We start from the raw sequence: 26,130 nt of genomic DNA, 5'->3' as shown, positions 1-26,130 counted from the left end.
GCGGCGTGAGGACCTCGGCGATCTGGTGGGGCCCGATCTGGCTCGTCCTGGTCGCGGTCGCGGTGCCGACCTTCGGCTCGGACGCGGCGACCCTGCTGCTCGCAGGCGGCCTCGTCGTGATCGCGGGCGCGCGCTGGGTGTGGCGGCGCGAACGGCCCGAGGGGCTCGCGGTGCGCTCGTGGCCGATCGACGTCGCGTTGTCCCTCGCGCTCGCGATCGGCATCACGGCGCTCACCCTCCGGTGAGTGCGGCGGCAAGGTGTGACCCGCTGAGTCAACCTTCCGCGCGGCGGCCCGGATCTGATCGAGGCGTGGGCAGTGGCCACCGCCGCGAATGCTCGGTCAATGAACCACCCGGCTTTTCGTCATACGACAAGTGCGTGGTGAGCGAGGACCAGATCCAGCAGTGGGCCGCCGAGGCTGAAGCCGGCTACGACGTCGACGTGCTCAAGCGCCGCGGCCGTGGCCGGCCCGGGCGCGGCGCCGAGCCGATGCGGGTCGTCGCGGTCCGGCTGACCGCCGAGGAGCTCGACGCCCTCGACGCCGCAGCGGCCAAGAACTCGATGTCCAGGTCCGAGGCGATCCGGGCTGCGCTGGCCCACTTCGCTGCGTGAGGGTCCACTGCAGCGCCCTCAAGCACGGGGCCTCACCCGAGGACGCGATCCAAGCGGCCCACTGGGCGCTGTGGATCGAGCCACTCGACGACGAGCCTCCCTACCGCGAGCCGCGCCTGGGCTTCGACACCGGCGCCCGGTTGCTGGAGACAGTGGTCCTCGTCTCGGAGAACGGCGAGGAGTTGGTCATCCACGCGATGCCAGCCCGGCGCAAGTACCTCGACCTGCTGCCATAGCCGGCCCGCCGAACCTCCAGCCGTCCTGGCAGGCGACAGCGGCCCGCGCGGCCATGCCGCTGATGCCATGGCGGAATGGCGTTGTCCGCTCCGCGCTGCGCGCGTGCCCTCCGGGTGCCGCTGGGTCCTATCGCACTGCCGATCGTCTGCTGAGAGCGGTGGGCAGGTGCTCAAGATCGCAGCGCGATGTGCCGTTGAAGGGGCGGGTCTGAACCGACTTGGGGGCTGAGGGCAGTGGCCGGTGAGAGTGTGATGGTGTCGGAGGCGTTGCGCCTGCGCGCCGCGGTCGAGTCGAATGGCGTGCTCGGCGGCGAGCTGCCGCCCGGTGCCAGCGCTGCGGAGTTGCGTGAGCTTCGCGCGGCCTTCGCTCCGCGCCACTTGCCGGAGGAGTTGCTCGATCTGCTGTCAGTGATGAATGGTTCGGGACAGTTCGAGGTCACCCTCGCGAACATCATGCCCTTGCTCTCGTGCGAGCACGTCGTCGCTGAGACCGAGATGCGCCGCGAGACGCTGGGTGAGGACGACTGGTGCCCTGCATGGGTCGTGATCTCAAGCGAGCAGTGGGGCTACGCGGCGATGATGAGCGCGGACGAACCCTTCGTGTCCTCGCCCGTCCTTGACCTCTCCGACGGCAACCAGGAGACACCCGTCGCCGGTGCGTCCTTGACTGCATTGATCAGCGCCAGCGCCGACGCCTGGGAACGTGGCTGGCGCGACCCTGGCGAGATTGACCCGGGCTGGTACCGGGAGTCCATGGCGTTGCGCTCCGAGGCAGACCAGCGCTTCCCGGGAGACGGCACGTTTCGTTCGGGAGATGCCATCAGCGCTGATCCCGCACTGTGGCCTCCGAACTGGCCCGGCAGAGCGGCACAGACCCGATACCGTCGCAGAGTCGAGCTCAGCGATGTCCCGGGTGGCCGCTGCGAGCTGTCTCCGGTACTCGTCGTCGCGCGCGATGGACAGATGCTCAGCGTCACCGACGGTTCAGGAGTCGAGCGCGTGTACCTCCCGCCCGCCTTCGATCCCGGCGAGCAACTCACGCCGGGCGTTCACGTGACAATGCAGCTGACGAGATCCGGTCCCATGGGTCGATGGCCCACTCATGCCGAGTCGCTCGAGTGCCGTGGGGTGCTCAGGTCGACCGACTGAACATACGCTCGTCACGGGTCGCCAGGTCTGCCGTCCGTCATGGCCGCTGATGGCATGGCGGCATGGCGTCGTCCGCTCATGCCACACACGGCGCGTCTGCCGAAGAGCGCAACCGGGTGGGGCCCCAGGTGTGAGGGCCGCCGCCGGGCCATCGGGGCCGGGGCTCTGCGCCGAGACAGGGGCCTTGCGCCGAGGCAGGGGTGTCCTGGCCCCTGTCTCGTGCCCGAGCCCCTGTCTCGTGCCGGAGGGCCGGTCTCGTGCCGGAGGGCCGGTCTCCAAGGATGCCCGCTTCGGCCGCGGACTCCATGGTCGACGGCTCTGTCCGTTCATGCCGCTGAGGCATGGCGTCGTCCGCCCATGCCGCTGAGGGCATCGCGCCGTAGCGTCGTCCGCCCATGCCGCTGATGGCATCGCGCCATGGCGTCGTCCGCTGATGCCGCACACCGTGCGCCGGGCCGATGCCGGCAGAGGGCCTGCCACGACAGGTCCGTCGCTCCGGGTCGCAGTGGCTGGGCGCCCGTCGCGCTCCACTGCGCGAAGAAGTCAGGCCGAGCGCTACCGGCGAGTTCGACCGTCCATCACACCGTGCTGCCGAACTCACCCTCCGGTGAGCGCGAGGGTCACGACTCGGTGACCCACACCTCCTGCTCGCGCCGACCGAACGCGAGCTTCGCGAGCCCCGCGATGGCCGCGCCGACCAGCGGTGCGACCCAGAACAGCCACAGGTGCGTGAGCGCGGGGTGGTCGCTGCCGGCCATGAACACTGCGACGCCCGTCGAGCGCGCCGGGTTGAGGCCGCCCCCGGTGATCGGCAGGGCGATGAGCAGCACGGCGGCGTAGGTCAGGCCGAGCGGGACGGCCGACCGGGCGCTGGGCCGGGTGCCGAGCAGCACACCGGCGAGCACCGCGGCGCCGATCGTCTCGACCAGGAGCGCCGCGACGAGCCCGAAGGTGACCTGGCCCGAGGACAGCGTGGACAGCGGGGAGCCCTCGGCGTAGCCGTTCGCCGCCGTGGCGACCAGCGCCGCGCGATCGGTCAGCCCGACACCCTCGGACAGGCCGTCGGGGACCATCACCCAGACCACGGCGACCGCGACGACGGCCGCGAGGACCTGCGCGACGACGTAGAACGCGGCGTCGGCGGTGCGGGTCCGGCCGGCGATCGCCGACGCGATCGACAGCGCCGGGTTGAAGTGGCCGCCCGACACGTGCACGAACGCCGCGTAGAGGCCGGCCAGCACGAGCCCGCCGGACAGCGCGATGCCGAGCGTGCCGAGCCCGGTCACCGGGTTGAACACCTGGGTGGCGACGACCACGAGCACCAGCGCGAACGTCCCGGCCATCTCGGCCGCGAGCCGGGTCATCAGCCCGTAGCCCTCCAGCGGCCGCTCCTCGACGAGCTCGACGACGTCGACCTCCTCGACGAGGCCGATCTCCCCGACCGGTCCGGTCGCCGTGCCGGTGGGCTCCGCGGCGACGGGCTCCGCGGCCACGGGTTCGGTGGCCGGCGGGGTGACGGCGGTCGGCTCCGGCTCGGGCGGCGGCGGGGTGGCGGCGGTCGGCTCCGGCTCGGCGCCGGGGGTGGACGGGTTCGGCTCGGTGGACATGTGGGTCCTCTCGACGTGGGTGCCGCCGGGCATCATGCCACCGCGACCTGTCCGCCGTGGGTGGGTTGGCCCCGCGGGCCAGATCTCTTGACGTCGAGTAATCTTTCCGTCGGCGCGTTCGCGCCGCGCGGCCGCACGCCGCCGTACGCCGCCACCGAGGAACGGGAGCAGTCCGCATGGGCAAGATCAAGGTCGTCGGTCCGGTCGTCGAGCTCGACGGCGACGAGATGACCCGGATCATCTGGCAGTACATCAAGGACCGCCTGATCCACCCGCACCTCGACGTGGACCTGCGCTACTTCGACCTCTCGATCGAGAATCGCGACGCGACCGACGACCAGATCACGATCGACGCGGCGAACGCGATCAAGGAGCACGGCGTGGGCGTCAAGTGCGCCACCATCACGCCCGACGAGGCCCGGGTCGAGGAGTTCGGCCTGAAGAAGATGTGGCGCTCGCCGAACGGCACGATCCGCAACATCCTCGGCGGCGTGGTCTTCCGCGAGCCGATCATCATCTCGAACGTCCCGCGCCTGGTGCCCGGCTGGACCAAGCCGATCGTGATCGGCCGTCACGCGCACGGCGACCAGTACAAGGCGACCGACTACAAGGTCCCCGGCGCCGGCACCGTGACCCTGACCTACACCCCGGACGACGGCTCCGCGCCGGTCGAGATGGAGGTCGTGAAGATGCCCGAGGACGGCGGCGTCGTCATGGGCATGTACAACTTCAACAAGTCGATCGCGGACTTCGCGCGGGCCTCGTTCTCCTACGGCCTGATGCGCGGCTACCCCGTGTACCTGTCGACCAAGAACACGATCCTCAAGCAGTACGACGGCGCCTTCAAGGACATCTTCGCCGACGTGTTCGAGCGCGAGTTCAAGGCCGACTTCGACAAGGCCGGGCTGACCTACGAGCACCGCCTGATCGACGACATGGTCGCCGCGTCCCTCAAGTGGGAGGGCGGCTACCTGTGGGCCTGCAAGAACTACGACGGTGACGTGCAGTCCGACACGGTGGCGCAGGGCTTCGGCTCGCTGGGCCTGATGACCTCCGTGCTGATGACGCCGGACGGCCGCACGGTCGAGGCCGAGGCCGCGCACGGCACGGTCACCCGGCACTACCGCCAGCACCAGGCCGGCAACCCCACGTCGACCAACCCGATCGCCTCGATCTACGCGTGGACCCGGGGCCTGGCGCACCGCGGCAAGCTCGACGGCACGCCCGAGGTGATCGGCTTCGCCGAGGCGCTCGAGCAGGTGGTCATCGAGACCGTGGAGTCCGGCTCGATGACCAAGGACCTCGCGCTGCTGGTCGGCCCCGACCAGCAGTGGCAGACCACCGAGGAGTTCCTCGAGACCCTCGACACCAACCTCGCGGCGAAGCTGTCCGCCTGAGTCGCACCCGCCACGCCTCGGGCCCACCATGGCGCGGGGCAGCACCTGACCCGACAGGACCCAGGACCGAAGGAGCTCCCATGTCCGCCGTTGTCACCGTCACCGGCGCTGCCGGCCAGATCGGCTACGCGCTGCTGTTCCGGATCGCCTCGGGGCAGATGCTGGGGGACACCCCGGTGCGTCTGCGCCTCCTCGAGATCCCGCAGGCGGTCAAGGCTGCCGAGGGCACCGCGATGGAGCTCGCCGACTGCGCCTTCCCGCTGCTCGAGTCCGTCGACATCTTCGACGACCCGACGGCCGCGTTCGACGGCGTCAACGTCGCCATGCTGGTCGGCGCGCGTCCGCGTGGTGCCGGGATGGAGCGCAGCGACCTGCTCGAGGCCAACGGCGGGATCTTCAAGCCGCAGGGCGCCGCGATCAACGCCGGCGCCGCCGACGACGTCCGCGTGCTGGTGGTCGGCAACCCGGCGAACACCAACGCGCTGATCGCCAAGGCGCACGCACCGGACGTGCCGGCGGACCGGTTCACCGCCATGACGCGGCTGGACCACAACCGTGCGGTCTCGCAGCTCGCGGTCAAGGCCGGTGTGTCGGTGGGCGACGTCAAGCGGCTGACCATCTGGGGCAACCACTCCGCGACCCAGTACCCCGACGTGTTCCACGCGACGGTCGCGGGACGCCCGGCGAGCGAGGTCGTGGACGAGGCGTGGCTCGCGGACACGTTCATCCCGACCGTCGCGAAGCGCGGCGCGGCGATCATCGAGGCGAGGGGCGCGTCGTCGGCGGCGTCGGCCGCGAACGCGGCGATCGGTCACGTGCGCGACTGGGTGCACGGCACCGCCGAGGGCGACTGGACGTCGGCCGGCCTGGTCTCCGACGGCTCCTACGGCGTGCCGGAGGGGCTGGTGTCGTCGTTCCCGGTGACCGCGGCCGGCGGCAGCTGGTCGGTCGTGCAGGGCCTCGAGCTGGGGGAGTTCTCCCGGAGCCGGATCGACGCGTCGGTCGCCGAGCTCGTCGAGGAGCGCGAGGCCGTCCGGTCGCTCGGTCTGGTCTGAGCGGCGCGGTGCAGCGTCTGTGATGCGCCGTCCCGCGATCGCGACGTGCTCTCCCGGTGTCGGCCGGTGGGCTCGTGGCTGAGGCCCGGGTCGCTATCCGGGTGAAGCCCGGTGCGTCCCGTACCCAGGTCGGCGGGGCCTACGGCGACCGCCTCGTGGTCGCGGTCAGTGCCCGTGCCGTCGACGGTGCGGCGACCGAGGCTGCCCTGGCGGCGGTCGCGAAGGCGTTCGGCCTGCGCCGGCGCCAGGTCACCCTGGTGACCGGCGCGACGAGCCGCGACAAGGTGGTGTCCCTCGAGCTCGACCCGGCGGTCGCCGAGCGTCGCGCCGCCGAGCTGCGCGCCTGACCCGCGCCCGGACCGCTCCGGACCCGCGAGCTGGGTGCGTCCCGCATGCCTCACCCGAGTTCGCTGGTTCGCGCCGAGTTCGTTGGGCACGGCCAGCGAACTCGGCGATGCCCAGCGAACTCGGCGGGAGTCCTCGTTCACTCGGCGGGACTCCTCGTTCACTCGGACGGGTGAACGCTCACATCCGCGTGCCCGGTCCGGGGCGTTCCGGACGGTCTTCTGCAAGACCTTGCAGAGCGTGAAAGAACCCCGCTAGGGTCGCGTTCGTCCTTCGGTCAACGTCGATCGCCAAAGGGGTAAGGATGCCTCGCACGACGCGCGCCCTCGCAGTGCTCACCACCATCGGGGTCGCCGCCGTCGGCGCACTGATCCCGCTCTCCCCGGCCGCCGCCGCGGCCACCTCGGTCGCTCTCGTGGGAGACCTGCAGTCCGAGCTGGGCTGCCCGGGCGACTGGCAGCCGGACTGCGCGGCCACCGAGCTCGCGCCCACGGGTGACGGCACCTGGGCCGCCGACTTCACCGTGCCGGCCGGTACCTGGGAGTACAAGGTCGCGTTCGACGACGCCTGGGACGAGTCGTACGGCCGCGAGGGCGGCTCGTCGAACGCCCCGCTGACCCTGGCCGGGGACACGCCACTGCGGTTCACCTTCGACGAGGCCAGCCACCTCATCGGCGTCACGCCGCTCGACCTCACCGGCGGCTACACGACTGCGGACGACGCGCTGGTCACCGACCCGGTGCGCGAGGCCGGCGCGGGCCAGCAGTTCTACTTCGTCATGACCGACCGCTTCGCCAACGGCGACACCACCAACGACACCGGCGGCCTCGCTGACGACCGCCTCGTGTCTGGCTTCGACCCGACCGACAAGGGCTTCTACCACGGCGGCGACCTCGCCGGCCTGCAGGACCAGCTCGACTACATCGAGGGCCTGGGCACCACCGCGATCTGGCTCACCCCGTCGTTCATGAACAAGCCCGTGCAGGGCACCGGGGCGGACGCCTCGGCCGGGTACCACGGCTACTGGATCACCGACTTCACCCAGATCGACCCGCACCTGGGCACGAACGCCGAGCTCGAGGCCCTGATCGCCGACGCGCACGCCCGCGGCATCAAGGTGTACTTCGACATCATCACCAACCACACGGCCGACGTGATCTCCTACGCCGAGGGCACCTACGACTACATCGACAAGGCCACGTCGCCGTACACCGACGCCGACGGCGTCGCCTTCGACCCCGCCGACTACGCCGGTGGCACGACGTTCCCGACGCTCGACGCCGCGACCTCGTTCCCGTACACGCCGGTCGTCGACCCGGCCGAGGCCGACGTCAAGGTGCCGGCCTGGCTGAACGACGTGACGAAGTACCACAACCGCGGGAACTCGACCTACACCGGTGAGTCGTCCACCTACGGCGACTTCTCCGGCCTGGACGACCTGATGACCGAGGACCCGGCCGTGGTGCAGGGCTTCATCGACGTGTACGACGGTTGGGTCGACCTCGGCGTCGACGGCTTCCGGATCGACACGGTCAAGCACGTCAACACCGAGTTCTGGGTCCAGTTCTCCGCCGCGGTGATGGACCACGCGCGCGCGCTCGGCAACGACGGCTTCTTCATGTTCGGCGAGGTCTACGAGGGCGACGCGACCAAGACCTCCCCGTACGTGCGCGACACCGAGCTGGCGTCGGTGCTCGACTTCCCGTTCCAGGGCGCGGCCTCGGCCTTCGCACGCGGCTTCAGCCCCGACACGCTGTCCGCGTTGTTCGCCTCCGACGACCTCTACACGACCACCCACTCGTCCGCGACGGCACTGCCGACGTTCCTCGGCAACCACGACATGGGCCGGTTCGGCTACCTGGTCAAGGACGACGCCGACGGGCTCGCGCGCTCCGAGCTCGCGCACTCGCTGATGTTCCTGTCCCGCGGCCAGCCGGTCGTCTACTACGGCGACGAGCAGGGCTTCGAGGGCGACGGGTCGCTCGGCGGCACGGACAAGGACGCCCGCCAGGACATGTTCGCGACGCAGGTCGACGAGTACGCCAACCAGCTGCTGCTCACCGGAGAGACCGCCGGCAGCGTCGACCGCTACGACACCACCGCGCCGCTGTACGCGCACATCGCCGAGCTGTCGGCGCTGCGCGCGTCGGTCCCCGCTCTGGTCAGCGGTGCGCAGATCGAGCGGCCCGACGACGCCGACAGCGTGTACGCGTTCTCCCGGGTCGACCCGACCGAGCAGGTCGAGCACCTCGTGGCGCTCAACAACGCCACCTCGGACGCGACCGTGCAGGTCACGACCCTGACCCCGGGCGCGACGTTCACCGCCGAGTACGGCACCACGGGCACCGTGGCCGCCGGCGCCGACGGCGTGGTCACGCTCACCGTCCCCGCGCTGTCCGCAGTGGTGCTCGGCGCGGACACCACGGTCGCCGCCCCGGCGAGCGCCGGTGACCTCACGGTCTCGGTGCCGAGCGCCGGTGCCGCGCTGACCGGCCAGGCCGCGGTCGCGGCCGACGTGGCCGACGTCTGGCAGCAGACCTCGTTCGCCTACCGGGTCGTCGGCTCCGACACCTGGACGGCCCTCGGCACCGCCGAGACCACGACGCCGCGGGTGTTCGCGGACGTGACCGGGCTCTCGGACGGCACGCTGGTCGAGCTCCGCGCGGTCAGCACCGGCGCAGCGGGGCAGCGCAGCGCCGCCTCCACCTACGGCTCGGTCGGCTTCGCGGTCGACGGCGTCGTGCCGGACAGCGGCGGCGACGGCGAGCTCGGCGGGCTGCAGGTCTCCGTGCCCGGCAGCTACCAGTCCGAGGTCGGCTGCCCCGGTGACTGGCAGCCCGAGTGCGCCGTCACCACGCTGACCCACCAGGGCAACGGCCTGTACGCGGGCACGTTCACCATCCCGGCCGGCAGCTACGAGTACAAGGTCGCGATCGGCGGGACCTGGGACGAGAACTACGGCGCGGGCGGCGTGCCGGGCGGTGCCAACATCGCCTTCACGCTGGACGCCGAGACCCAGGTGACCTTTGTCTACGACGAGGTCTCGCACGCGGTCACCTCGTCCGCCCAGGGCCCGCTGCTGACCCTGCCGGGCGACTACCAGAGCGAGGTCGGCTGCGCGGGCGACTGGGACCCGACCTGCCTGGCGACCACCCTGCTCGACGTGGACGGTGACGGCATCGCGACGTTCACCACGTCCGCGATCCCGGCCGGGACCTGGCAGGTCAAGGTCGCGGTCGGCCGCACGTGGGACGAGAACTACGGCGCGGACGGCGTGCCGGGCGGTGCGAACATCCTGTTCAGCGCCCCGCGCGGCAAGCCGATCACGTTCAGCTACGACACCGCGACGCACCTGCTCACCATCGAGGTCACCGAGCCGCCGCTCGCCGGCCTCGGCCAGTGGCAGGCGCAGTGGGTCGACGCGACCACGGTCGCGATCCCGGCCGACCTCGGCTCGGGTGACCCCGCCACGCAGGTCTTCGCGCTGCACCACGCGGCCGACGCCGACCTCGGCGTGGTCGACGGCGCGGTCAGCGGCGGCGACGCGGTCGAGCTGACCTACGACCCGGCGGGGCTGTCCGACGCGCAGCTCGAGCGCTTCCCGGCACTCGACGGCTACCTCGCGCTGCACCTGCCGGACGGCACGGACCGGGCGGACGTCGCGAGCTGGCTGACCGGCAAGCTGCTGGTCACGCGGGCGGAGTCCGACGGCTCGCTCGTCGCGGCCACCGGTGTGCAGGTCCCCGGTGTCCTGGACGACCTGTACGCCGACACGGCGCAGCAGGCCGACCTCGGGGCGACCTGGGACCGGCGCCGTCCGACGCTGCGGGTCTGGGCGCCGACCGCCCAGGACGTCGTCCTGCTGCTGTGGCCCGGCGGTGACACCTCGGTCGACCCGCAGCGCGTCGCCATGACGCGGTCCGACGACGGCACCTGGTCGGTCACCGGCGAACGCGGCTGGAAGGGCGCCGCGTACCGCTACGAGGTGACGGTCTACGCGCCGACGACCGACGCGATCGAGGTCAACCAGGTGACCGACCCGTACTCGGTCGCGCTCACCACCAACTCCACCCACTCGGTGCTCGTCGACCTCGACGACCCGGCGACCCGGCCGTACCTGTGGCGGATCGTCCGCCAGCCGGTGGTCGACCCGGTGGACCAGACCATCTACGAGCTGCACGTGCGGGACTTCTCGATCAACGACGAGACCGTCCCCGCCGAGCTGCGCGGCACCTACGGGGCGTTCACGGTGAACGGCTCGGGCATGCAGCACCTGCGGGCGCTGTCCAAGGCAGGCCTGACCACGGTGCACCTGCTGCCGACCTTCGACATCGCCTCGATCGAGGAGGACCGCAGCCTGCAGCAGACCCCGCCGTGCGACCTGACGTCGTTCGCAGCGGACTCGGCTGAGCAGCAGGCGTGCATCGCGCAGGTCGCGGACACCGACGGGTTCAACTGGGGCTACGACCCCTACCACTGGTCGACGCCGGAGGGCTCGTACGCGGTGGACCCGGAAGGCGCCTCGCGCATCGTCGAGTACCGCGAGATGGTCGGCTCGCTGCACGCGATCGGTCTGCAGGTGGTCGCCGACCAGGTGTTCAACCACACCGCGGCCAGCGGCCAGGCGGACCAGAGCGTGCTCGACAAGGTCGTGCCCGGCTACTACCAGCGGCTCAACGCGGTCGGCCAGGTCGAGACCTCGACCTGCTGCCAGAACGTGGCGACCGAGCACCTGATGGCGCAGAAGATGATGGTCGACTCGGTGGTGCTGTGGGCCAAGGAGTACAAGGTCGACGGCTTCCGCTTCGACCTCATGGGGCACCACTCGGTCGAGACCATGCAGGCGGTGCGGGACGCGCTCGACGCGCTGACCGTGCGCAAGGACGGCGTGGACGGTTCGAACGTCTACCTGTACGGCGAGGGCTGGAACTTCGGCGAGGTCGCTGACAACGCGCTGTTCACCCAGGCCACGCAGGGTCAGCTGGGCGGGACCGGGATCGGCACGTTCTCCGACCGGCTGCGGGACGCCGTGCGCGGCGGCGGCCCGTTCGACGAGGACCCGCGGATCCAGGGCTTCGCGTCCGGTGTGTACACCGACCCGAACGGGGCGGCGGTCAACGGGGACGAGGCGCAGCAGCTCGCGACGCTCGAGCACGACGAGGACCTCGTCAAGCTCGGCCTTGCGGGCAACCTGAGGGACTTCTCGTTCGAGACGTCGGACGGCACGGTGAAGACCGGGGCGGAGCTCGACTACAACGGCCAGCCGGCCGGGTACGCCGACTCGCCCGAGGAGGTCATCACGTACGTCGACGCGCACGACAACGAGACGATCTTCGACACCCTCACCCTGAAGCTCCCGACCGACACGTCGATGAGCGACCGGGTGCGGATGAACACGCTGGCGCTGTCCACCACGGCGTTGTCCCAGACCCCGTCGTTCTGGCACGCCGGCGCGGACCTGCTGCGCTCGAAGTCGCTGGACCGCAACTCCTACAACTCGGGCGACTGGTTCAACGAGCTCGACTTCACGATGCAGACCAACGGCTTCGCCCGCGGTCTGCCGCCCGAGGCCGACAACGGCGCCAAGTGGGTCTACCAGCAGCCGCTGCTGGCCGACCCGGCCCTGGTGCCGACCAGCGCCGACATCGAGCAGGCGTCCGACTCGGCGCAGGACCTGCTCGAGCTCCGGTTCTCCACCGACCTGTTCCGGCTCGGCTCGGCGGACCTCATCGAGCAGAAGGTGTCGTTCCCCGACGGCGGTGCGGACGCCGTCCCCGGCGTGATCGTCATGCGGATCGACGACACCGTCGGGACCGACGTCGACCGCTCCCTCGACGGGCTGGTCGTCGTGTTCAACGCCTCGCCGGACACCGCGCAGGTGTCGGTCGAGGAGCTCGCGGGCGAGCGTCTGACGCTCTCTCCGGTCCAGGCGCACGGCAGCGACGACGTGGTCAAGCAGACCACGTGGGAGGCCTCGACCGGGACGGCGAGCGTGCCGGGCCGCACGGTGGCGGTTCTGGTGGACCCGCAGCAGCGCGGCCACGGCCACGGTCACGGCGCCCCCTGGGGGCCGTGCCGGGTCTGACGCGCCCGCCGAGCGCCCGTGACCAGGCGCGCGATGCCGGCCAGGCGTCGCGCGCCTGGTCACGTGGAGTCGACCGGTCCCTGCGCCGACCCCACGGAGGCGGCCGGGGCGCCGGCACGTGAGGATGGGTCACGCGTGCGGACGGAGCCCGCGCCACACCGAGGAGGTCGAGCCCATGAGGATCCTGCTGGTCGGCGGGACCGGGATCATCAGCGCAGCCGTGGCGCGTGCCGCGCTCGCCCGCGGGATCGAGGTGACCCTGCTCAACCGGGGATCCTCCGAGGTGCGCCCCGCTCCCGACGGCGCGCGCGTGCTGCACGGTGACGGGCGCGACCAGCAGGCGGTGGAGCAGGCCGTCGGCGGCGAGCGGTTCGACGCGGTGGTCGACTTCGTCGCGTTCACGGCGTCCGACGCCGAGGGTGCGGTGGCGACCTGGTCGGGACGGACCGACCAGTACGTCCTCATCTCCTCGGCCTCGGCCTACCGCACGCCACCGACCTGGCTGCCGATCACCGAGGCCACGACGCTGGCGAACCCGTTCTGGGAGTACTCCCGCAACAAGATCGCCGCCGAGGAGGTCGTGTTCGGCGCGTTCCGCCGGGACGGGTTCCCGGTGACCGTCGTCCGGCCCTCGCACACCTACGACGAGGCTTCCTCGCCGACCCTGGGCGGGTGGACCGACCTGGCACGGCTGCTCCGCGGAGCGCCGGTCGTGGTCCACGGCGACGGGACCACGCAGTGGACCCTCACGCACGCCCGGGACGTGGCGGAGGTGCTCGTCGGCCTGCTCGGCGAGCAGCGCGCCGTCGGCGAGGCCTTCCACATCACCGGGGACGAGGCACCCACCTGGGACTCGATCTACCGCACGCTCGCGGCGGCGGCCGGCACCACGGCCCGGATCGTGCACGTCCCGTCCGACACGATCGCCCGGCGGCTGCCCGACCTCGGCCCGGGTCTGCTCGGTGACCGCGCCCACTCGATGGTCTTCGACAACGCCCGGGTCCGCTCGCTCGCACCGTTCCCGGCCCGGCCGACGACGTTCGCGGCCGGCGCGCGGGAGATCGTCGCCTGGGCGCAGAGCCACGCCCCCGCGCCGGATCCGGAGCTCGACGCGGCCTTCGACGAGCTGGTCGCCCGCTTCTCCTGACCGGTCAGTCCTGACCGGTCAGTCCTGACCGGCTAGTCCTGACCGACCCGCGTCGCCGCCATCGAGGCCAGCAGCGCGAGCTTCTCCGCGGCCTCGCTGCCCGGGTCAGCGTGGTAGATCACCAGGGTCATCCGGTCGGTACCGCCGATCAGGAGCTTCTCCCGGTTCAGCCGGAGCTCGCCCACCTGGGGGTGGGCGAACGTGACCAGCCCACCCTGCCGTGGCCCGACGTCGTGGCGTGCCCAGAGCCGCCGGAACAGGGGACTGGCCACCGAGAGCTCCCCGACGAGCTCGATCACCCTGGGGTCGTCCGCGTCGGAGCCGACCGAGGCGCGGAAGCCGGCGATCAACGCCGCCGCGGCGCGCTCCGACTGCGGGAACATCGCCTGCTCCTCGGGGTCGAGGAAGACGTCGCGCAGCCGGTTCCCGCCCACGGCCAACCGCGGTGACAGAGCCACCGCGAGGGCGTTGGCGGCGAGGACGTCGAGGTACCTGCCCTCGACGAAGGCCGGCAGGGGGAGCGTCTGCACCAGGCTCAGCGTGCCGCGCGGCACGACCTCGCGTCTGACCCGGCGTACCCGACGGGGCTTCTCGGCCCCGAGGCCGAGGAGGTAGTCGGTGCCCTCGTCGTCGAGCTGCAGCGCGGTCGCGATGGCCCCGAGCACCTGCAGCGACGGTCGCCGGTCGCGCCCCTGCTCCAGTCGCAGGTAGTAGTCCGCGCTGATCCCGGCCAGCATCGCCACCTCTTCGCGGCGCAGTCCCGCGACGCGTCGGGCGCCGAGCGCCGTGATGCCGACCTGGTCCGGCTGCACGAGCGCCCGGCGGGCACGCAGGAACGCGCCCAGGCGGTTCGACTCGTCGGCCATGTCCTCACGCTAGCTGCCGCCGCCGCCGTCGATCCTGGTCCCCGTACTCCTAGGAACGGCGGGGTACTGCCACCCGGTGCACGCCGGACCGACCCTGGAGCCATGACCTCGCAGACCGTTCTCGTCACAGGTGGCTCGGGCTTCGTCGCCGGCCACGTCATCCTTCAGCTGCTCGACGCCGGGTTCACGGTGCGCACGACCGTGCGCTCCCTGGCCCGTGAGGACGCGGTGCGCCGCGTGCTCGGGGACGCCGGCATGACGCGGGGCGACCGGCTGACCTTCGTCGCGGCCGACCTGCTCGACGACGCCGGGTGGGGTGCGGCGGTCGCCGGCGTCGACACGGTCGTCCACGTCGCCTCACCGGTCGTCCCGGGCCATGTCGACGACGAGCGGCGGGTCATCGAGCCCGCGGTGGACGGAACGGTCCGGGTGCTCCGGGCCGCACGCGACGCGGGCGTGCGCCGCGTCGTCCTGACGTCGGCGTTCCACGCGGTGAGCTGGGGGCACCCGCACGACGGGCGCGTCTTCACCGACGACGACTGGTCGGACCTCGACGGGCCGGGCGTCGACGCCTACGCGAAGAGCAAGACCCTGGCCGAGCGCGCGGCCTGGGACCTCGTGGCGTCCGACGGCGGTTCCATGGAGCTCACGACCATGCTTCCGGTCGCCGTGATGGGCCCCGTCATGGGCGACGACATCTCCGGATCGAACGGGATCGTCCGGGGCATGCTCGCGGGCGCGATGCCCCGCCTCCCCGACATGTACCTGCCGATCGTGGACGTGCGGGACGTCGCGGCAGCACACGTCGCGGCGATCACGGTGCCGGCAGCGGCCGGCCAGCGGTTCCTGCTCTCCAACGGCCCGGTCGTCGCGCTCGGCGAGATCGGAGCGATCCTGCGCAGCAACCTCGGCGGCGACGCCGCTCGGGTGCCGACCCGCACGATCCCGGACGTCGTCGTGCGCCTCGCAGCGGTCTTCTCCCCGCGGTTCCGGGCGCTCGTGCCCGACCTCGGCCACCGGAAGCAGACCTCCAACCAGAAGGCCCGTCGCATCCTGGGCTGGGAGCCGCGGCCCGCGGAGGAAGCGATCCTCGCCGCAGCCGAGAGCATGGTGAGCCGACAGCTCGTCGGCCGGTGACCGTCGCTCAGCCCGAGACCGCCTGGGCGAGCGCGGCCTGGAGCCGGCTGGTGGACGCCTCGCCCCGGGAGACCAGGCCGGTCACCCGGGTGATCTCGTCCAGGGCCTCCGGCGACACCGCCATGCCGTGCGCGAGCGACGGCACGAGGATCGCCGAGCGGAACGTCTCGGTCGCCGAGCGCGGGTAGGCGGCGAGCGCGGACGGGGCGATGTCCGATCGCGCCGGGATCGCGCCCTTGACGTTCGCGAAGGCCGCCTGGGCCTGCGCGCCGGCCACCGTGCTCAGCCAGGCCTGTGCGCCGTCGGGGTGCTCGGCGCCGACCGGTGCGGTGAAGGCGTCGAGCACCATGTCGTAGACGCCGTCGGTCCCCGGGAACGCGGCCCGCACGACCGGCGCGCCAAGGGCCGGCAGGGCCCAGTCGCCCATCACGGTGAACGCCGCGTCACCGCCGGCGACCAGCCCGGCGGCGTCCTCCCAGTCCAGTGAGCTGCGGTTGGCGTTCGTGAAGCTGAGCAGGGTCGCGAAGTCGCCGACCGCCGAGGCGACGGCGGGCGACATCGCGTCGGTGCTGCCGTCCCACAGGCCCGCGTACGCCTCGGCCCCGAGCCGGGCGAGCAGCACCACCTCGAGCAGGTGCACCTGCGTCCACGCCGAGCCGAGTGCGAGCGGCACGTAGCCGGCGGCGCGCACCGCGGCGAGCGCGTCGAACCAGGACTGCAGGTCAGGGTAGGTCGCGCTCGGGTCCAGGCCGGCCTCGACCAGCACGTCGCTGTTGGCCCACAGCAGGTTCGCCCGGTGCACGTCGACCGGGATCGCGTACACCGTGCCGTCCACGCTGACCAGGTCTCGGACCTGGGGGCCGAGCGCCTCCGCGAGGCCGGTCCCGTCGACCAGGGAGGTCAGCGGTGCCACGTCACCCGCGGCGACGTGCGCGGCGAGCTCCGCACCGCCGTGCACCTGGAACGTGTCCGGCGGGTCGCCGTTGGCCAGCCGGGACGCCAGCACGTCCTTCGCGAGCGACCCGGCGCCCCCGGCGACGGCCGCGTCGACGTAGGTGACCTCGGGGTGCTCGGCCCGGAACGCCTGCACCAGCGTGTCCAGCGCGAGCTTCTCCTGCCCGGACGCCCACCAGGTGAAGACCTCGACCTCGGTGCCGCTCGTCGGCTCGGGTTCGGCCGGTGCGGCGGGGGCCGAGCACGCCGCCGTCGCCAGGAGGGCGGTGACGGCCGCGGCAGCGAGCGCCGCCCTGCGCGGGGTCGCCGGCGTGCGCCGACCGAGCAGCACCATCACTCCTCCTCGGGGTCTGCCCGCGAGCATCCCACGGCCGGCTGTGGTCGCGGCGGTATCCTCGACAGGTGGCCACCGAACGGACGTCCGGCGGGTCTCAGTCGTCGTTGCGTGAGGCGAACCGGGCCCGGATCATCGGTGCCGTCCAGGAGCGCGGCTCGATCACCCAGATCGAGCTCGCCGGCGTCACCGGGCTGTCCGCGGCGACGGTCTCCAACATCGTCAAGGAGCTGACCGCGGCGGGCGTGCTGCAGACCACCCCGACCTCGCGCTCGGGCCGCCGCGCCCAGGAGGTCAGCCTCGCGCGGAACCTCGGACTCGTCGCGGGCGTGCACGTCGGTGAGCGTCAGATGCGCGTCGCGCTCGCGGACGTCAGCCACCGGGTGGTGGCCGAGCAGCGCCTCCCGCTGCCGCCGGGGCACCGTGGCGACGCCTGCCTGGATCGCGCCGCGCTGCTGGTCGACGAGCTCGTGGAGTCCGTCGGGGCGCCCATGTCGGAGCTGCTCGCGGTCGGTGTCGGTGTCCCGGCTCCGGTCGACGTGCACACCGGCCGGGTCACCGCGCCGTGGATCCTGCCCGGGTGGGCGGGTCTGCACGTGCCCGCCGTCATGGCCGACCGGCTCGGGATCGGCGTCCCGGTGCTGGTGGACAACGACGCGAACCTCGCGGCGCTCGCCGAGACCAGGCTCGGCGTGGCCCGCGGCATGTCCACCGTCGCCCTCGTCCGGCTCGCGCACGGCGTGGGCCTCGGCCTGGTCGTCGAGGGTCGTCTGGTGCACGGCCGGCGTGGCGCGGCCGGCGAGCTCGGCCACGTGCTCGACGTCGAGGACGGTCCGGAGTGCCCCTGCGGGCTGCGGGGCTGCCTCGAGATGTCGATCGGCTCCGCCGCACTCCAGGCGCGACTCGCGGCGACCCACGGCCACCTCGCGCTGCGCGACATCGTGGGTCGTGCGCTGGCGGGCGACGCCGCATGCACCCGGGTGGTCGGTGACGCCGGCGCCCGGCTCGGCCGGGCCCTGGCGACCGTGGTCACGATCCTCGACCCGGACATCGTGGTCGTCGACGGTGAGCTCGCGGAGGCCGGCGAGGTCCTGCTCGGACCCTTGCGCGCGGCCATCCAGGACCGCGCGCTGCACGCCGAGCCGGGTCCGGTGCGGGTCGAGGTGTCCGCGCTGCGGGGCGCCGCTGCGGTGCGGGGTGCCCTGGCGCTCGCCCTCGACGCGCACCAGGTGGGGGTCACGATCGGCGCTGGTGCTCTGACGTGAGGCGGTGGGCCTGGCTGCCCGTCGCGGTCGTGCTCGCGCTGGTCGGCTGCGCCCCGACGGCACCGGCGTCGGGCGGTGGCGGACCGACCATCGCGCTGCTGCTCCCGGAGTCGAAGACGTCGCGCTACGAGAGCATCGACCGACCGGTCTTCGAGCAGGTCGTCGGCGAACGGTGCCCGGACTGCACCGTGCTCTACGCGAATGCCGCCCAGGATGCCGCCGCCCAGCAGGCCCAGGCCGAGTCGGCGCTCACCCAGGGCGCGGCAGTCCTCGTGCTCGACGCCGTGGACGCCTCCGCGGCGCGCAGCATCGTGACCCAGGCCGAGTCCCGCGGGGTGAGCGTGATCGCGTACGACCGGTTCATCGCCGACGCCCCGGTGGACTACCTGGTCGCGTACGACGCGAGCCTGGTGGGCGAGCTGCAGGCCGAGGCCCTGGTCGCGGCGATCGGTCGGCACGAGCCGAACCAGGGGATCCTGGTGGTGAACGGTGCCGCGACCGACCCGAACGCGATCGCGCAGCAGGAGGGGGCCGCGCGCGTGCTGCCGGCCTCGGGCGTCGCCGTGCTCGCCTCGTACGACACTCCCGACTGGAGTCCCGACAAGGCCCAGGAGTGGGTCCAGGGCCAGCTCACCCAGTACGCAGGCCGGGTGGTCGGGGTGCTGGCCGCCAACGACGGCACCGCGGCGGGTGCGATCGCGGCGCTGCACGGTGCGGGCCTGAACCCCGTGCCGCCGGTCACCGGCCAGGACGCCGAGCTCGCCGCGGTGCAACGGATCGTGGCCGGCGACCAGGAGATGACGGTCTACAAGTCGATCAGCCAGCAGGCCCGCACCGCGGCCGAGCTCGCCGTGCGGCTGGCGCGTGGTGAGGAGCCGTCCTCGTCGGTGCGGGTCGACGGCGTGCCCGCGGTGCTGCTGGCCCCGGTGGCCGTGACCCGGGAGGATGTCGCCGACGTGATCGTCGACGGCGGGGTCTACACGGTGGAGCAGATCTGCACCGCTCCCTACCGCCAGGCGTGCGAGGAGCTCGGGCTGCTGGGAGGGTCGGGATGAGCGTGCCGGGGTCCGGCGACGTGCTCGACGAGCCTGCCGCACTCACGTTGCGCGGCATCAGCCACTCCTACGGCGCGGTGCGGGCGCTGGTGGACGTCGACCTCGACGTGCGGCCGCACGAGGTCGTCGCGGTGGTCGGCGACAACGGTGCGGGCAAGTCGACCCTGGTGGGCGTGATGTCGGGTGTGCTCGTGCCGGACGCGGGCGAGGTCGTCGTGGACGGCCGCGAGACCCAGCTCACCTCGCCGGGCCTGGCCCGTGGGCTGGGTATCGCCACCGTGTTCCAGGACCTCGCGCTGTGCGAGGACCTCGACGTGGTCGAGAACCTGTTCCTCGGGCAGGAGATCCGGCACGGACCGCTGCTGGACGAGGTCGCCATGGAGCGCGACGCCTGGCGGCTGCTGGCCCAGCTCGCAGTCCGGGTCCCCTCGGTGCGGGTCCCGCTCGCGAGCCTGTCCGGCGGCCAGCGCCAGGCGGTCGCGATCGCGCGTGCCCTGCTCGGCGAGCCGCGTGTGCTGGTCCTCGACGAGCCGACCGCATCGCTCGGGGTGACCCAGACCGCCGAGGTGCTCAGGCTGATCGAGCGCGTGCGGGACAACGGCTTCGGCGTGGTGCTGGTGAGCCAGAACCTGGTGGACGTGCAGGCCGTCGCGGACCGGGTCGTCGTGCTGCGCCGTGGCCGGCTCAACGGCGAGTTCGACGCCGACACCGCGAGCTACGAGCAGATCATCGCGGCGATCACCGGGGTGCGCCGGGACGGTGGTGCCCGGTGAGCATGCTGCGCCCCCCGGCCGAGCAGGGTTGGCGACGGGACCCCGGGTCGGTTCCCGTGCTCGCGGCTCTCGCGGTGCTCTGGCTGGTGTTCCAGGCGATGAACCCGAACTTCCTGTCGGCGGACAACCTGGTGAACCTGACGCTCCAGGTCGCGCCGCTGGGCATGCTCACGCTCGGCGTGGTGCTCGTGCTGCTGGTGGGTCAGGTGGACCTGTCGACCGGGGCGGTCAGCGGTCTCGCCGCCGCGGTGGTCGCGGTCGGGCTCGGGCCGCAGGGGTGGCCGGCCTGGGCGGCGATCGCCGCCGCCGTCGCCGCCGGGGCGGTGGTCGGGGCCGTGTACGGCTGGACGTTCACGCGGCTCGGCGTCCCCACGTTCGTGCTCACTCTGGCGGGTCTGCTGGTCACCCTGGGCCTGCAGGTCCGGGTGCTCGGCTCGACCGGGTCCGTCAACCTGCCGTTCGAGTCGTGGCTCGTCCGGTTCAACCAGCAGATGTTCCTGCCCGCCTGGCTCAGCTACGGCGCCGTCGGGCTCCTGCTGGCCGGGGATCTCGCGGTCCGGCTCGTGGAGCGGCACCGGCGTCTGGTCGCGGAGCTGCCTGCGGCGTCGTCGAGCACGCTCGCGCTGCGCACGGGCGGGCTGGCCGCGGTGACGCTCGTGCCGATCTGGTACCTGCAGACGAACCGCGGCATCGGCGCCGCGGTCGCGCTGTTCCTGCTGCTCGTGCTGGCGACCGACCTGCTGCTGCGCCGCACCCGGTGGGGTCGCTCGGTCCGGGCGATCGGCTCGAACGTCGGCTCCGCGCACCGCGCGGGATACCCGGTGCGCCGGGTCTACCTGTCGGCGTTCGTGGCGTGCTCGTCGTTGGCCGCGCTCGGCGGTGTGATGATGGCCGGCCGGCTCGCGGCGGCGAACCAGGGCTCGGGGGGCTCGGACACGAACCTCACGGTGATCGCGGCCGCGGTGATCGGCGGCACGAGCCTGTTCGGGGGGCGAGGGTCGGCCTGGTCCGCGGTGCTCGGTGTGCTCGTGGTCGGCACGATCTCGTCCGGCCTGACCCTGCTGAACCTGGACAGCGCACCGCGCTACATCGTGACGGGTCTCGTGCTCGCGCTCGCGGTGACCCTGGACGCGCTCGGCCGGCGCCGTGCATCGGTGGCGGGGCGCTAGCCGTGGGCGACGTCCGCTGGCTGACCGCGTTCGTCGACCTGCCTGCGGCGCACTGGCGGGCGGGGACGGAGTTCTGGCTCCAGGTGACCGGTGCGCGGCTCAGCGCGGCACGCGGCGACGCCGAGCAGTTCGCGACCCTGCTGCCGCCGGACGGCGACGCCTACCTGCGGGTGCAGCGGACCGGCGCGCCGGCGCGGATCCACCTGGACCTGCACGTGGATGACGTCGAGGCCGTGGCTGTCCGGGCCGAGCGGCTCGGCGCAGCCCGGCTGCACACCGACGGGCACGTGGTGCTCGCGTCGCCGGGCGGGTTCGTGTTCTGCATCGTCCGGCACCGCGGCGAGGCGGTGCGTCCGTCGTCGCACGGCGGGGCGCTGGTCGACCAGGTGTGCCTGGACATCCCCGCCGCCGGCCACGACGCCGAGTGTGCTTTCTGGGCCGCGCTCACCGGGTGGGAGCACCGGCCGGAGACCCCTGCGGAGTTCACCGAGCTGGCTCGACCGCACGGGATACCGCTGCGCATCCTGCTGCAACGGCTCGGCGAGCCGGACGGGCAGGTGCGTGCGCACCTGGACCTGGCGGCCGGTGCGCAGCGGGACGAGGTCGTCGAGCGGCACGTCGCGCTCGGCGCCCGCGTCGAGGCGCGCCGCCGTGGGTGGGTGGTGCTGACCGATCCCGCGGGTCTGCCGTACTGCGTGACGGCGCGCGACACCGTGACGGGCCTGTAGCGGAGACCTCTGCGGGCGCGGCCACGCCCCGAGGCGCCCGCGCCGGCCGGTGGGGCGGCGGTCGCCTCAGCGGAAGACGATGGTGCGGTGCCCGTCGAGCAGCACGCGGTGCTCGGCGTGCCAGCGCACGGCGCGGGCCAGAGCACGCCGTTCGACGTCCTGACCGAGCGCGACCAGGTCGTTGACCGTCCGGGTGTGGTCCACCCGCTCGACGTCCTGCTCGATGATCGGGCCCTCGTCCAGGTCGGCCGTGACGTAGTGCGCCGTCGCCCCGATGATCTTCACGCCGCGCTCGTGCGCCTGGGCGTAAGGGCGGGCGCCCTTGAAGCTGGGCAGGAAGGAGTGGTGGATGTTGATCGCCCGGCCGGCCAGCTGTGAGCACAGGTCGTCGGACAGGATCTGCATGTAGCGCGCCAGCACCACGAGCTCGACGTCGAGCTCGGCGACCAGGCGGAGCAGCTCCGCCTCGGCCTGCTCCTTGGTGGCCTTGGTCACCGGGACGTGGTGGAAGCCGATCCCGTAGAAGTCCGCGAGGCCTTCCAGGTCGGTGTGGTTCGACACCACGCCGACGATGTCGATCGGCAGGCCCTCGGACTCGCGACGGAACAGCAGGTCGTGCAGGCAGTGCGCGGCCGTGGACACCATGACCAGGGTGCGCATCCGGCGGCCGACCACGTCGAGGTCCCAGGTCATGCCGAACTCGGCGGCGAGCGTCTCGATCGCGGGCACCAGCGCCGCGCGACCGACCGGCGTCTCGACCTGCACCCGCATGAAGAACAGCCCGGACAGCGGGTCGCCGAACTGCTGCGACTCGGTGATGTTGCCGCCGTGGTCGGCGAGCAGCCCGGCCACGGCGCGCACGATGCCGGGGCGGTCCGGGCAGGACAGCGTGAGCACGAGGTGGGCGGGTCCGGGGGTGGCCTCGAGGCCGGGTGTCGAGGACGGGTCGGTGGGCTGGGTGGTCACAGCGGCGAGGCTACCGGTCGAGGGTCAAGCGGCGTGCCCGCGGTGCCGATGAGCGTCCGGACGGGTTCGTGGGGGAGGAGCGACGTGTTCGACTGGTACCTCTGGGCCGACGACCCGCTGGTTCGGGTGCTGGGGTTCCTCGTCCACCTGGCCTGGTACGCGTTCTGGGCGCTCGTGTTCCTGGTCGTCCTCCGCCTCGCCACGCGCGAGTACCTGATCTGGAAGGTCACGTGGCGGTTCCCGCCGGACCAGGCGCGGGAGATGCGCCGCCGCGCGCGCAGGACGCGGCTCCTGGGGGGCGCGCGCTCGCCGCGTGACCCCTACCTCCTGACCACGCCGGTGATGGTGCGACCGTACGGTGACGGCCGGCCCGGCTGGGGCATGATGGCGCCCGCGCCGCCCAGGCACGCTCCGCACGAGCCCGGCCCGGACGGCTCGCGTCAGGACGCCGCCATCGAGCTCGCGGCCGGCACCTACGTGCTCGTGACCTGCTTCGGACGTGTCGGGGCGCCCTACCCGAACCCGGACGGCTCGCCCGGGACGCTCGAGGCGGCCGAGACCCGAGCGGTCGGTGTCCACACGCGTGGGATCGAGGGGTGGAGCGTGGTCGGTCCCGTCGACTACGCACCCACCGGGCTCGGGCACGGGTGGCGGCTGACGATGTCCACTCGGGGCGGAGCGCGGATGCTCACCGACACGCACGTGGACCACGAGGGTTGGGCGTTCGCGGTCGGGGTGCTGTCCGCGTCGCACCACGCGCGTGCGGTGGACGCGCTCGACCGCATGCTCGCGACGTGGCGCTGGCGGTCGGCCCACCCCGCGGCGCCGACTGAGCCGTGGTGAGCTCGACGGTACCGGTGTCGTGTCGCGGTCCACTCCGCCCCGGGGTCGCCCGTCCGGCCCCGTCGGTCGCGATCCGGCCACGAGCGGTCCGTCATCCGGAGCGCTGGTCGCCCCCCGGGCCGCCGGATGGGACGATGGCGGCATGAGCACCCCCGAGGTCCGGATCGACCTGGTCGGCGACGCCGACGCCGGTGAGCTCCTCACCGTGCGCCGGGCGGCGTTCGTCAGCGAGGCGCAGCTGTACGACGACCCGCACATCCCTCCGCTGACCCAGACCCTGGAGGAGCTGCGCGCGGACCTCGCCGACCGGTCCGTCGTGACGATCGGGGCGTGGCTCGGCCCGCGGCTCGTCGGTTCGATCCGGGTGGCCGTGGAGGGCACGAAGGCGACGCTCGGCCGGCTCGCCGTGGCGCCCGACCTGCAGGGCCAGGGGATCGGCACGCAGATGTTGCTCGCCGTGCCCGGCTACCTGCCGCAGGGCATCTCCGAGGTGTGGGTGTTCACCGGGAAGGACTCGGTGGCCAACCTCGCGATGTACGGCAAGCACGGTTTCGAGCACGAGTTCGACCAGACCACCGGCGACCTCACCTACGCCTACCTCCGCAAGATCCTCGGCGAGGGCGCCGACGCGTCGGCGCTCACCGGCGACGCCTGAGCAATCTCGTCCGCCGCGGGAGGCAACCTTCTGCGCGGTTCGTGCGTGAGTCAGGCATGGGGGCGCTGTCGGTGCACGAGGACGGGTTCGGGCCGGGACGCGAACGCGCTCCATCGGTGGTCGCCGACGGGGACCGGGGGCCGCAGGAACCGCCGGGCGAGGTTCAGACGGTCAGGGTCGACCCCGGCCTGGGGCGCGACGAGGAGTTCACCGCCTTCGTGGACGAGTCGCGATCTGCGCTGATGCGCACGGCCTGGCTGCTGTGCGGCGACGCCCACCAGGCCGAGGAGCTCGTGCAGCAGGCGCTGGTCAAGACCTACGTCGCGTGGCCCCGGGCGAGGGAGCGCGAGCCGCTCGCGTACGCCCGACGCGTGCTCGCGAACCAGCGGATCTCGACCTGGCGTCGTCGCCGCCGTGAGGTCGTGGTCGAGCCGGCCTCGATGCCGGACGCCGGTGTGCCCGCGACCGAGGCCGTCCAGGCCGAGCGCGACCGCCTCGTCCGGGCGCTGGCGATGCTCCCGGCCCGGCAGCGCCGTGTGGTGGTGCTTCGTCACCTGGTCGGGATGACCGAGAGCGAGGTGGCCGAGGATCTCGGGATCTCGGTCGGCACGGTGAAGTCGACGGGCTCGAGGGCGCTGACGAGGCTGCGCCGCGAGCTCGGTGCGGGCGAGGAGCCGCGAGGCGAGGTGGGAGCGCGATGACCGACGAGGAGTTCGTGACGGCGATGCGTGCGCGCGTCGAGGTGCTGGTCCCGCCGATCGACGTCGACGCGAGCGACATCATGGCGCGTGGTCGACGGCGTCGCGCGATGCACCGGGGGATCGTGGCGCTGGTCGTCGCGGTGGTCGTGGTCGGTGTCGGCTGGGCCGGCCAGGTGGCGGTGTCCGGTCTCACGGGCCGTCCGACGACCCTGCTGCCCGCCGGCACGGGCACCGGTTCGTCATCGGCGCCGCCGTCGGACGGTCCGAGCGCACCTCAGGATGCGGACGCCTCCGCGGCGGCGCTCCCGGCGCCGGTGGCCCCGTACGGCGTGGCGGGGCTCGCGGTCTCGGCCGACGGTTCGGTCACCGGGGTCTCCGGGGACCCGTGGCCGGGCGACGAGCTGTACTGGCACTACGGCGAGGACTACCGCGACGGTGACGGGGTCACGCTGACGCATCGGGACTACTGGTTGAGCCGCGAGCGGCCGGGCCTGGCGGTCGAGGGCACGGGAACGGACGATGCGTTCGCCTACGGCCCGTCGTACGTGCTCGGCCACTACGTGATCGACGGCGTGGACCTGCAGATGCTCGCAGAACCGGCCTACCTGCCCGTCGACCCCGTCGAGCTGGACGCGGTGATCCGCGCCAGCGTGGCCGCCGACGCGGCCATCGGCGCGGGCCGGGGCCCCGCCGACCAGCGCGTCTTCCAGAGCGCCACCGAGCTCCTCGCCTGGAGCAACGGGACGTTGCCGGAGCCGCTGCGTCAGGCGCTGTGGGCGGTCGCGGTCGCCGTACCCGGTGCCGAGTCGCGCGTGGGCACCGACCCGGACGGGCGGCCCGCGGAGATCGTGCACTTCACGTACGCCCTCGGCGACGGGCCCGACGTCGAGTACTACCGCGACGCCGCGACGGGCCTGGTGATCGCGACGCACTACCTGGACCAGGACACCTGGGCGGTGGTGACCGACCAGGACCCGACCTCGGAGATCCCGATGCAGCCGACGCTCGAGCTGGCCGGCTGCGCGATGTGGGCGACCTGCTGACGGACGC

General features: G+C 72.7%; 23 protein-coding genes. 19 read left to right on the top strand and 4 right to left on the bottom strand.

All coding sequences use genetic code 11. The features are described from left to right. Positions 1 to 5: 5 nt before the first annotated feature. The 4 genes from OEB99_RS14160 to OEB99_RS14145 all read left to right on the top strand — a co-directional run bounded on the left by OEB99_RS14160 (position 6) and on the right by OEB99_RS14145 (position 1,998). Positions 6 to 245 carry a DUF3017 domain-containing protein gene (locus tag OEB99_RS14160; protein WP_263577929.1) on the top strand — a complete coding sequence of 80 codons (240 nt, stop codon included), beginning with the start codon at positions 6 to 8 and terminating at the stop codon, positions 243 to 245. 134 nt (positions 246 to 379) lie between these two features. Next, positions 380 to 613: a ribbon-helix-helix protein, CopG family gene (locus OEB99_RS14155; protein WP_263577928.1), complete on the top strand. Its 234-nt coding sequence runs from the start codon at positions 380 to 382 to the stop codon at positions 611 to 613. Beyond that, positions 610 to 849 carry a BrnT family toxin gene (locus OEB99_RS14150; RefSeq protein WP_263577927.1) on the top strand — a complete coding sequence of 80 codons (240 nt, stop codon included), beginning with the start codon at positions 610 to 612 and terminating at the stop codon, positions 847 to 849. Before OEB99_RS14155 ends, OEB99_RS14150 begins: the two co-directional genes overlap by 4 nt. A gap of 255 nt (positions 850 to 1,104) precedes the next feature. Further along, positions 1,105 to 1,998: an SMI1/KNR4 family protein gene (locus OEB99_RS14145; RefSeq protein ID WP_263577926.1), complete on the top strand. Its 894-nt coding sequence runs from the start codon at positions 1,105 to 1,107 to the stop codon at positions 1,996 to 1,998. 620 nt (positions 1,999 to 2,618) lie between these two features. Here the strand turns inward: OEB99_RS14145 and OEB99_RS14140 are convergent. Further along, entirely contained in the window at positions 2,619 to 3,605 is a 987-nt protein-coding gene (locus tag OEB99_RS14140) for an MIP/aquaporin family protein (protein ID WP_263577925.1), read from the bottom strand. Between the two features lie 176 nt (positions 3,606 to 3,781). On the opposite strand from OEB99_RS14140, the gene OEB99_RS14135 reads away from it, so the two are divergent. The 5 genes from OEB99_RS14135 to OEB99_RS14115 all read left to right on the top strand — a co-directional run bounded on the left by OEB99_RS14135 (position 3,782) and on the right by OEB99_RS14115 (position 13,634). Next, a complete protein-coding gene (locus OEB99_RS14135) occupies positions 3,782 to 5,002 on the top strand; it encodes an NADP-dependent isocitrate dehydrogenase (RefSeq protein WP_263577924.1) in 1,221 nt (406 codons plus the stop codon). An 80-nt stretch (positions 5,003 to 5,082) separates the two neighbouring features. Further along, complete coding sequence (locus OEB99_RS14130; RefSeq protein ID WP_263577923.1) at positions 5,083 to 6,057, top strand: malate dehydrogenase; 975 nt, start codon at positions 5,083 to 5,085, stop codon at positions 6,055 to 6,057. A gap of 74 nt (positions 6,058 to 6,131) precedes the next feature. After that, positions 6,132 to 6,404 (top strand): DUF167 domain-containing protein, encoded by a 273-nt coding sequence (locus OEB99_RS14125; RefSeq protein WP_263577922.1) that lies wholly within the window; start codon positions 6,132 to 6,134, stop codon positions 6,402 to 6,404. Between the two features lie 302 nt (positions 6,405 to 6,706). Then, positions 6,707 to 12,487, top strand: coding sequence for a pullulanase-type alpha-1,6-glucosidase (gene pulA, locus OEB99_RS14120; RefSeq protein ID WP_263577921.1), 5,781 nt, complete (start codon positions 6,707 to 6,709; stop codon positions 12,485 to 12,487). A gap of 175 nt (positions 12,488 to 12,662) precedes the next feature. Beyond that, on the top strand, positions 12,663 to 13,634 hold the full coding sequence (locus OEB99_RS14115; protein WP_263577920.1) for an NAD-dependent epimerase/dehydratase family protein: 972 nt from the start codon (positions 12,663 to 12,665) through the stop codon (positions 13,632 to 13,634). Between the two features lie 32 nt (positions 13,635 to 13,666). On the opposite strand, the gene OEB99_RS14110 is transcribed toward OEB99_RS14115, so the two are convergent. After that, positions 13,667 to 14,500, bottom strand: coding sequence for a helix-turn-helix domain-containing protein (locus tag OEB99_RS14110; RefSeq protein WP_263577919.1), 834 nt, complete (start codon positions 14,498 to 14,500; stop codon positions 13,667 to 13,669). Between the two features lie 102 nt (positions 14,501 to 14,602). Here OEB99_RS14110 and OEB99_RS14105 point away from each other — a divergent pair, with 102 nt between their 5' ends. Beyond that, positions 14,603 to 15,637: an SDR family oxidoreductase gene (locus OEB99_RS14105; protein ID WP_263577918.1), complete on the top strand. Its 1,035-nt coding sequence runs from the start codon at positions 14,603 to 14,605 to the stop codon at positions 15,635 to 15,637. Positions 15,638 to 15,644: 7 nt separating this feature from the next. Here the strand turns inward: OEB99_RS14105 and OEB99_RS14100 are convergent, their stop codons facing one another. Beyond that, entirely contained in the window at positions 15,645 to 16,925 is a 1,281-nt protein-coding gene (locus OEB99_RS14100) for an ABC transporter substrate-binding protein (RefSeq protein ID WP_263577917.1), read from the bottom strand. Between the two features lie 68 nt (positions 16,926 to 16,993). Here OEB99_RS14100 and OEB99_RS14095 point away from each other — a divergent pair, with 68 nt between their 5' ends. From OEB99_RS14095 to OEB99_RS14075, 5 genes are read left to right on the top strand one after another with little or no spacing between them, the layout of a single operon-like run. Further along, the gene (locus OEB99_RS14095; protein WP_263577916.1) at positions 16,994 to 18,190 is read left to right on the top strand and encodes an ROK family transcriptional regulator; all 1,197 of its coding nucleotides are present in this window, start codon (positions 16,994 to 16,996) and stop codon (positions 18,188 to 18,190) included. Then, positions 18,187 to 19,245, top strand: a complete 1,059-nt coding sequence (locus OEB99_RS14090) for a sugar ABC transporter substrate-binding protein (RefSeq protein ID WP_263577915.1) — start codon at positions 18,187 to 18,189, stop codon at positions 19,243 to 19,245. Before OEB99_RS14095 ends, OEB99_RS14090 begins: the two co-directional genes overlap by 4 nt. Continuing rightward, positions 19,242 to 20,018 (top strand): ATP-binding cassette domain-containing protein, encoded by a 777-nt coding sequence (locus tag OEB99_RS14085; RefSeq protein WP_263577914.1) that lies wholly within the window; start codon positions 19,242 to 19,244, stop codon positions 20,016 to 20,018. Before OEB99_RS14090 ends, OEB99_RS14085 begins: the two co-directional genes overlap by 4 nt. 2 nt (positions 20,019 to 20,020) lie before the next feature. Continuing rightward, entirely contained in the window at positions 20,021 to 21,187 is a 1,167-nt protein-coding gene (locus OEB99_RS14080; protein WP_263578103.1) for a sugar ABC transporter permease, read from the top strand. Between the two features lie 2 nt (positions 21,188 to 21,189). Next, positions 21,190 to 21,915 (top strand): VOC family protein, encoded by a 726-nt coding sequence (locus OEB99_RS14075; RefSeq protein WP_263577913.1) that lies wholly within the window; start codon positions 21,190 to 21,192, stop codon positions 21,913 to 21,915. Positions 21,916 to 21,981: 66 nt separating this feature from the next. Here OEB99_RS14075 and purU read toward each other — a convergent pair whose 3' ends face one another. Then, entirely contained in the window at positions 21,982 to 22,881 is a 900-nt protein-coding gene (gene purU / locus OEB99_RS14070) for a formyltetrahydrofolate deformylase (RefSeq protein WP_411910695.1), read from the bottom strand. 84 nt (positions 22,882 to 22,965) lie between these two features. Here purU and OEB99_RS14065 point away from each other — a divergent pair, with 84 nt between their 5' ends. The 4 genes from OEB99_RS14065 (at position 22,966) to OEB99_RS14050 (ending at position 26,123) form a co-directional block, all read left to right on the top strand. Then, positions 22,966 to 23,724, top strand: coding sequence for a hypothetical protein (locus tag OEB99_RS14065; RefSeq protein WP_263577912.1), 759 nt, complete (start codon positions 22,966 to 22,968; stop codon positions 23,722 to 23,724). A 142-nt stretch (positions 23,725 to 23,866) separates the two neighbouring features. Next, entirely contained in the window at positions 23,867 to 24,379 is a 513-nt protein-coding gene (locus tag OEB99_RS14060) for a GNAT family N-acetyltransferase (RefSeq protein WP_263577911.1), read from the top strand. A 56-nt stretch (positions 24,380 to 24,435) separates the two neighbouring features. Continuing rightward, positions 24,436 to 25,080, top strand: a complete 645-nt coding sequence (locus OEB99_RS14055) for a SigE family RNA polymerase sigma factor (RefSeq protein WP_263577910.1) — start codon at positions 24,436 to 24,438, stop codon at positions 25,078 to 25,080. Beyond that, positions 25,077 to 26,123: a hypothetical protein gene (locus OEB99_RS14050; protein WP_263577909.1), complete on the top strand. Its 1,047-nt coding sequence runs from the start codon at positions 25,077 to 25,079 to the stop codon at positions 26,121 to 26,123. The genes OEB99_RS14055 and OEB99_RS14050 overlap by 4 nt, the downstream gene beginning before the upstream one ends. Positions 26,124 to 26,130: the final 7 nt, after the last annotated feature.

The organism is Actinotalea endophytica, from assembly GCF_025717005.1.
Taxonomy (GTDB): domain Bacteria; phylum Actinomycetota; class Actinomycetes; order Actinomycetales; family Cellulomonadaceae; genus Actinotalea.
The sequence above is the reverse complement of the archived record's forward strand: the minus strand, read 5'-3'. Positions and strand labels throughout refer to the sequence as shown.

Excerpts from the sequence above, each read along its gene's own strand:
- OEB99_RS14140 (WP_263577925.1), bottom strand. The coding sequence starts at position 3,605 with ATGTCCACCGAGCCGAACCCGTCCACCCCCGGCGCCGAGCCGGAGCCG.
- OEB99_RS14135 (WP_263577924.1), top strand. The coding sequence starts at position 3,782 with ATGGGCAAGATCAAGGTCGTCGGTCCGGTCGTCGAGCTCGACGGCGAC.
- OEB99_RS14130 (WP_263577923.1), top strand. The coding sequence starts at position 5,083 with ATGTCCGCCGTTGTCACCGTCACCGGCGCTGCCGGCCAGATCGGCTAC.
- pulA (WP_263577921.1), top strand. The coding sequence starts at position 6,707 with ATGCCTCGCACGACGCGCGCCCTCGCAGTGCTCACCACCATCGGGGTC.
- OEB99_RS14115 (WP_263577920.1), top strand. The coding sequence starts at position 12,663 with ATGAGGATCCTGCTGGTCGGCGGGACCGGGATCATCAGCGCAGCCGTG.
- OEB99_RS14110 (WP_263577919.1), bottom strand. The coding sequence starts at position 14,500 with ATGGCCGACGAGTCGAACCGCCTGGGCGCGTTCCTGCGTGCCCGCCGG.
- OEB99_RS14105 (WP_263577918.1), top strand. The coding sequence starts at position 14,603 with ATGACCTCGCAGACCGTTCTCGTCACAGGTGGCTCGGGCTTCGTCGCC.
- OEB99_RS14100 (WP_263577917.1), bottom strand. The coding sequence starts at position 16,925 with ATGGTGCTGCTCGGTCGGCGCACGCCGGCGACCCCGCGCAGGGCGGCG.
- OEB99_RS14085 (WP_263577914.1), top strand. The coding sequence starts at position 19,242 with ATGAGCGTGCCGGGGTCCGGCGACGTGCTCGACGAGCCTGCCGCACTC.
- OEB99_RS14080 (WP_263578103.1), top strand. The coding sequence starts at position 20,021 with ATGCTGCGCCCCCCGGCCGAGCAGGGTTGGCGACGGGACCCCGGGTCG.
- OEB99_RS14060 (WP_263577911.1), top strand. The coding sequence starts at position 23,867 with ATGAGCACCCCCGAGGTCCGGATCGACCTGGTCGGCGACGCCGACGCC.
- OEB99_RS14055 (WP_263577910.1), top strand. The coding sequence starts at position 24,436 with ATGGGGGCGCTGTCGGTGCACGAGGACGGGTTCGGGCCGGGACGCGAA.
- OEB99_RS14050 (WP_263577909.1), top strand. The coding sequence starts at position 25,077 with ATGACCGACGAGGAGTTCGTGACGGCGATGCGTGCGCGCGTCGAGGTG.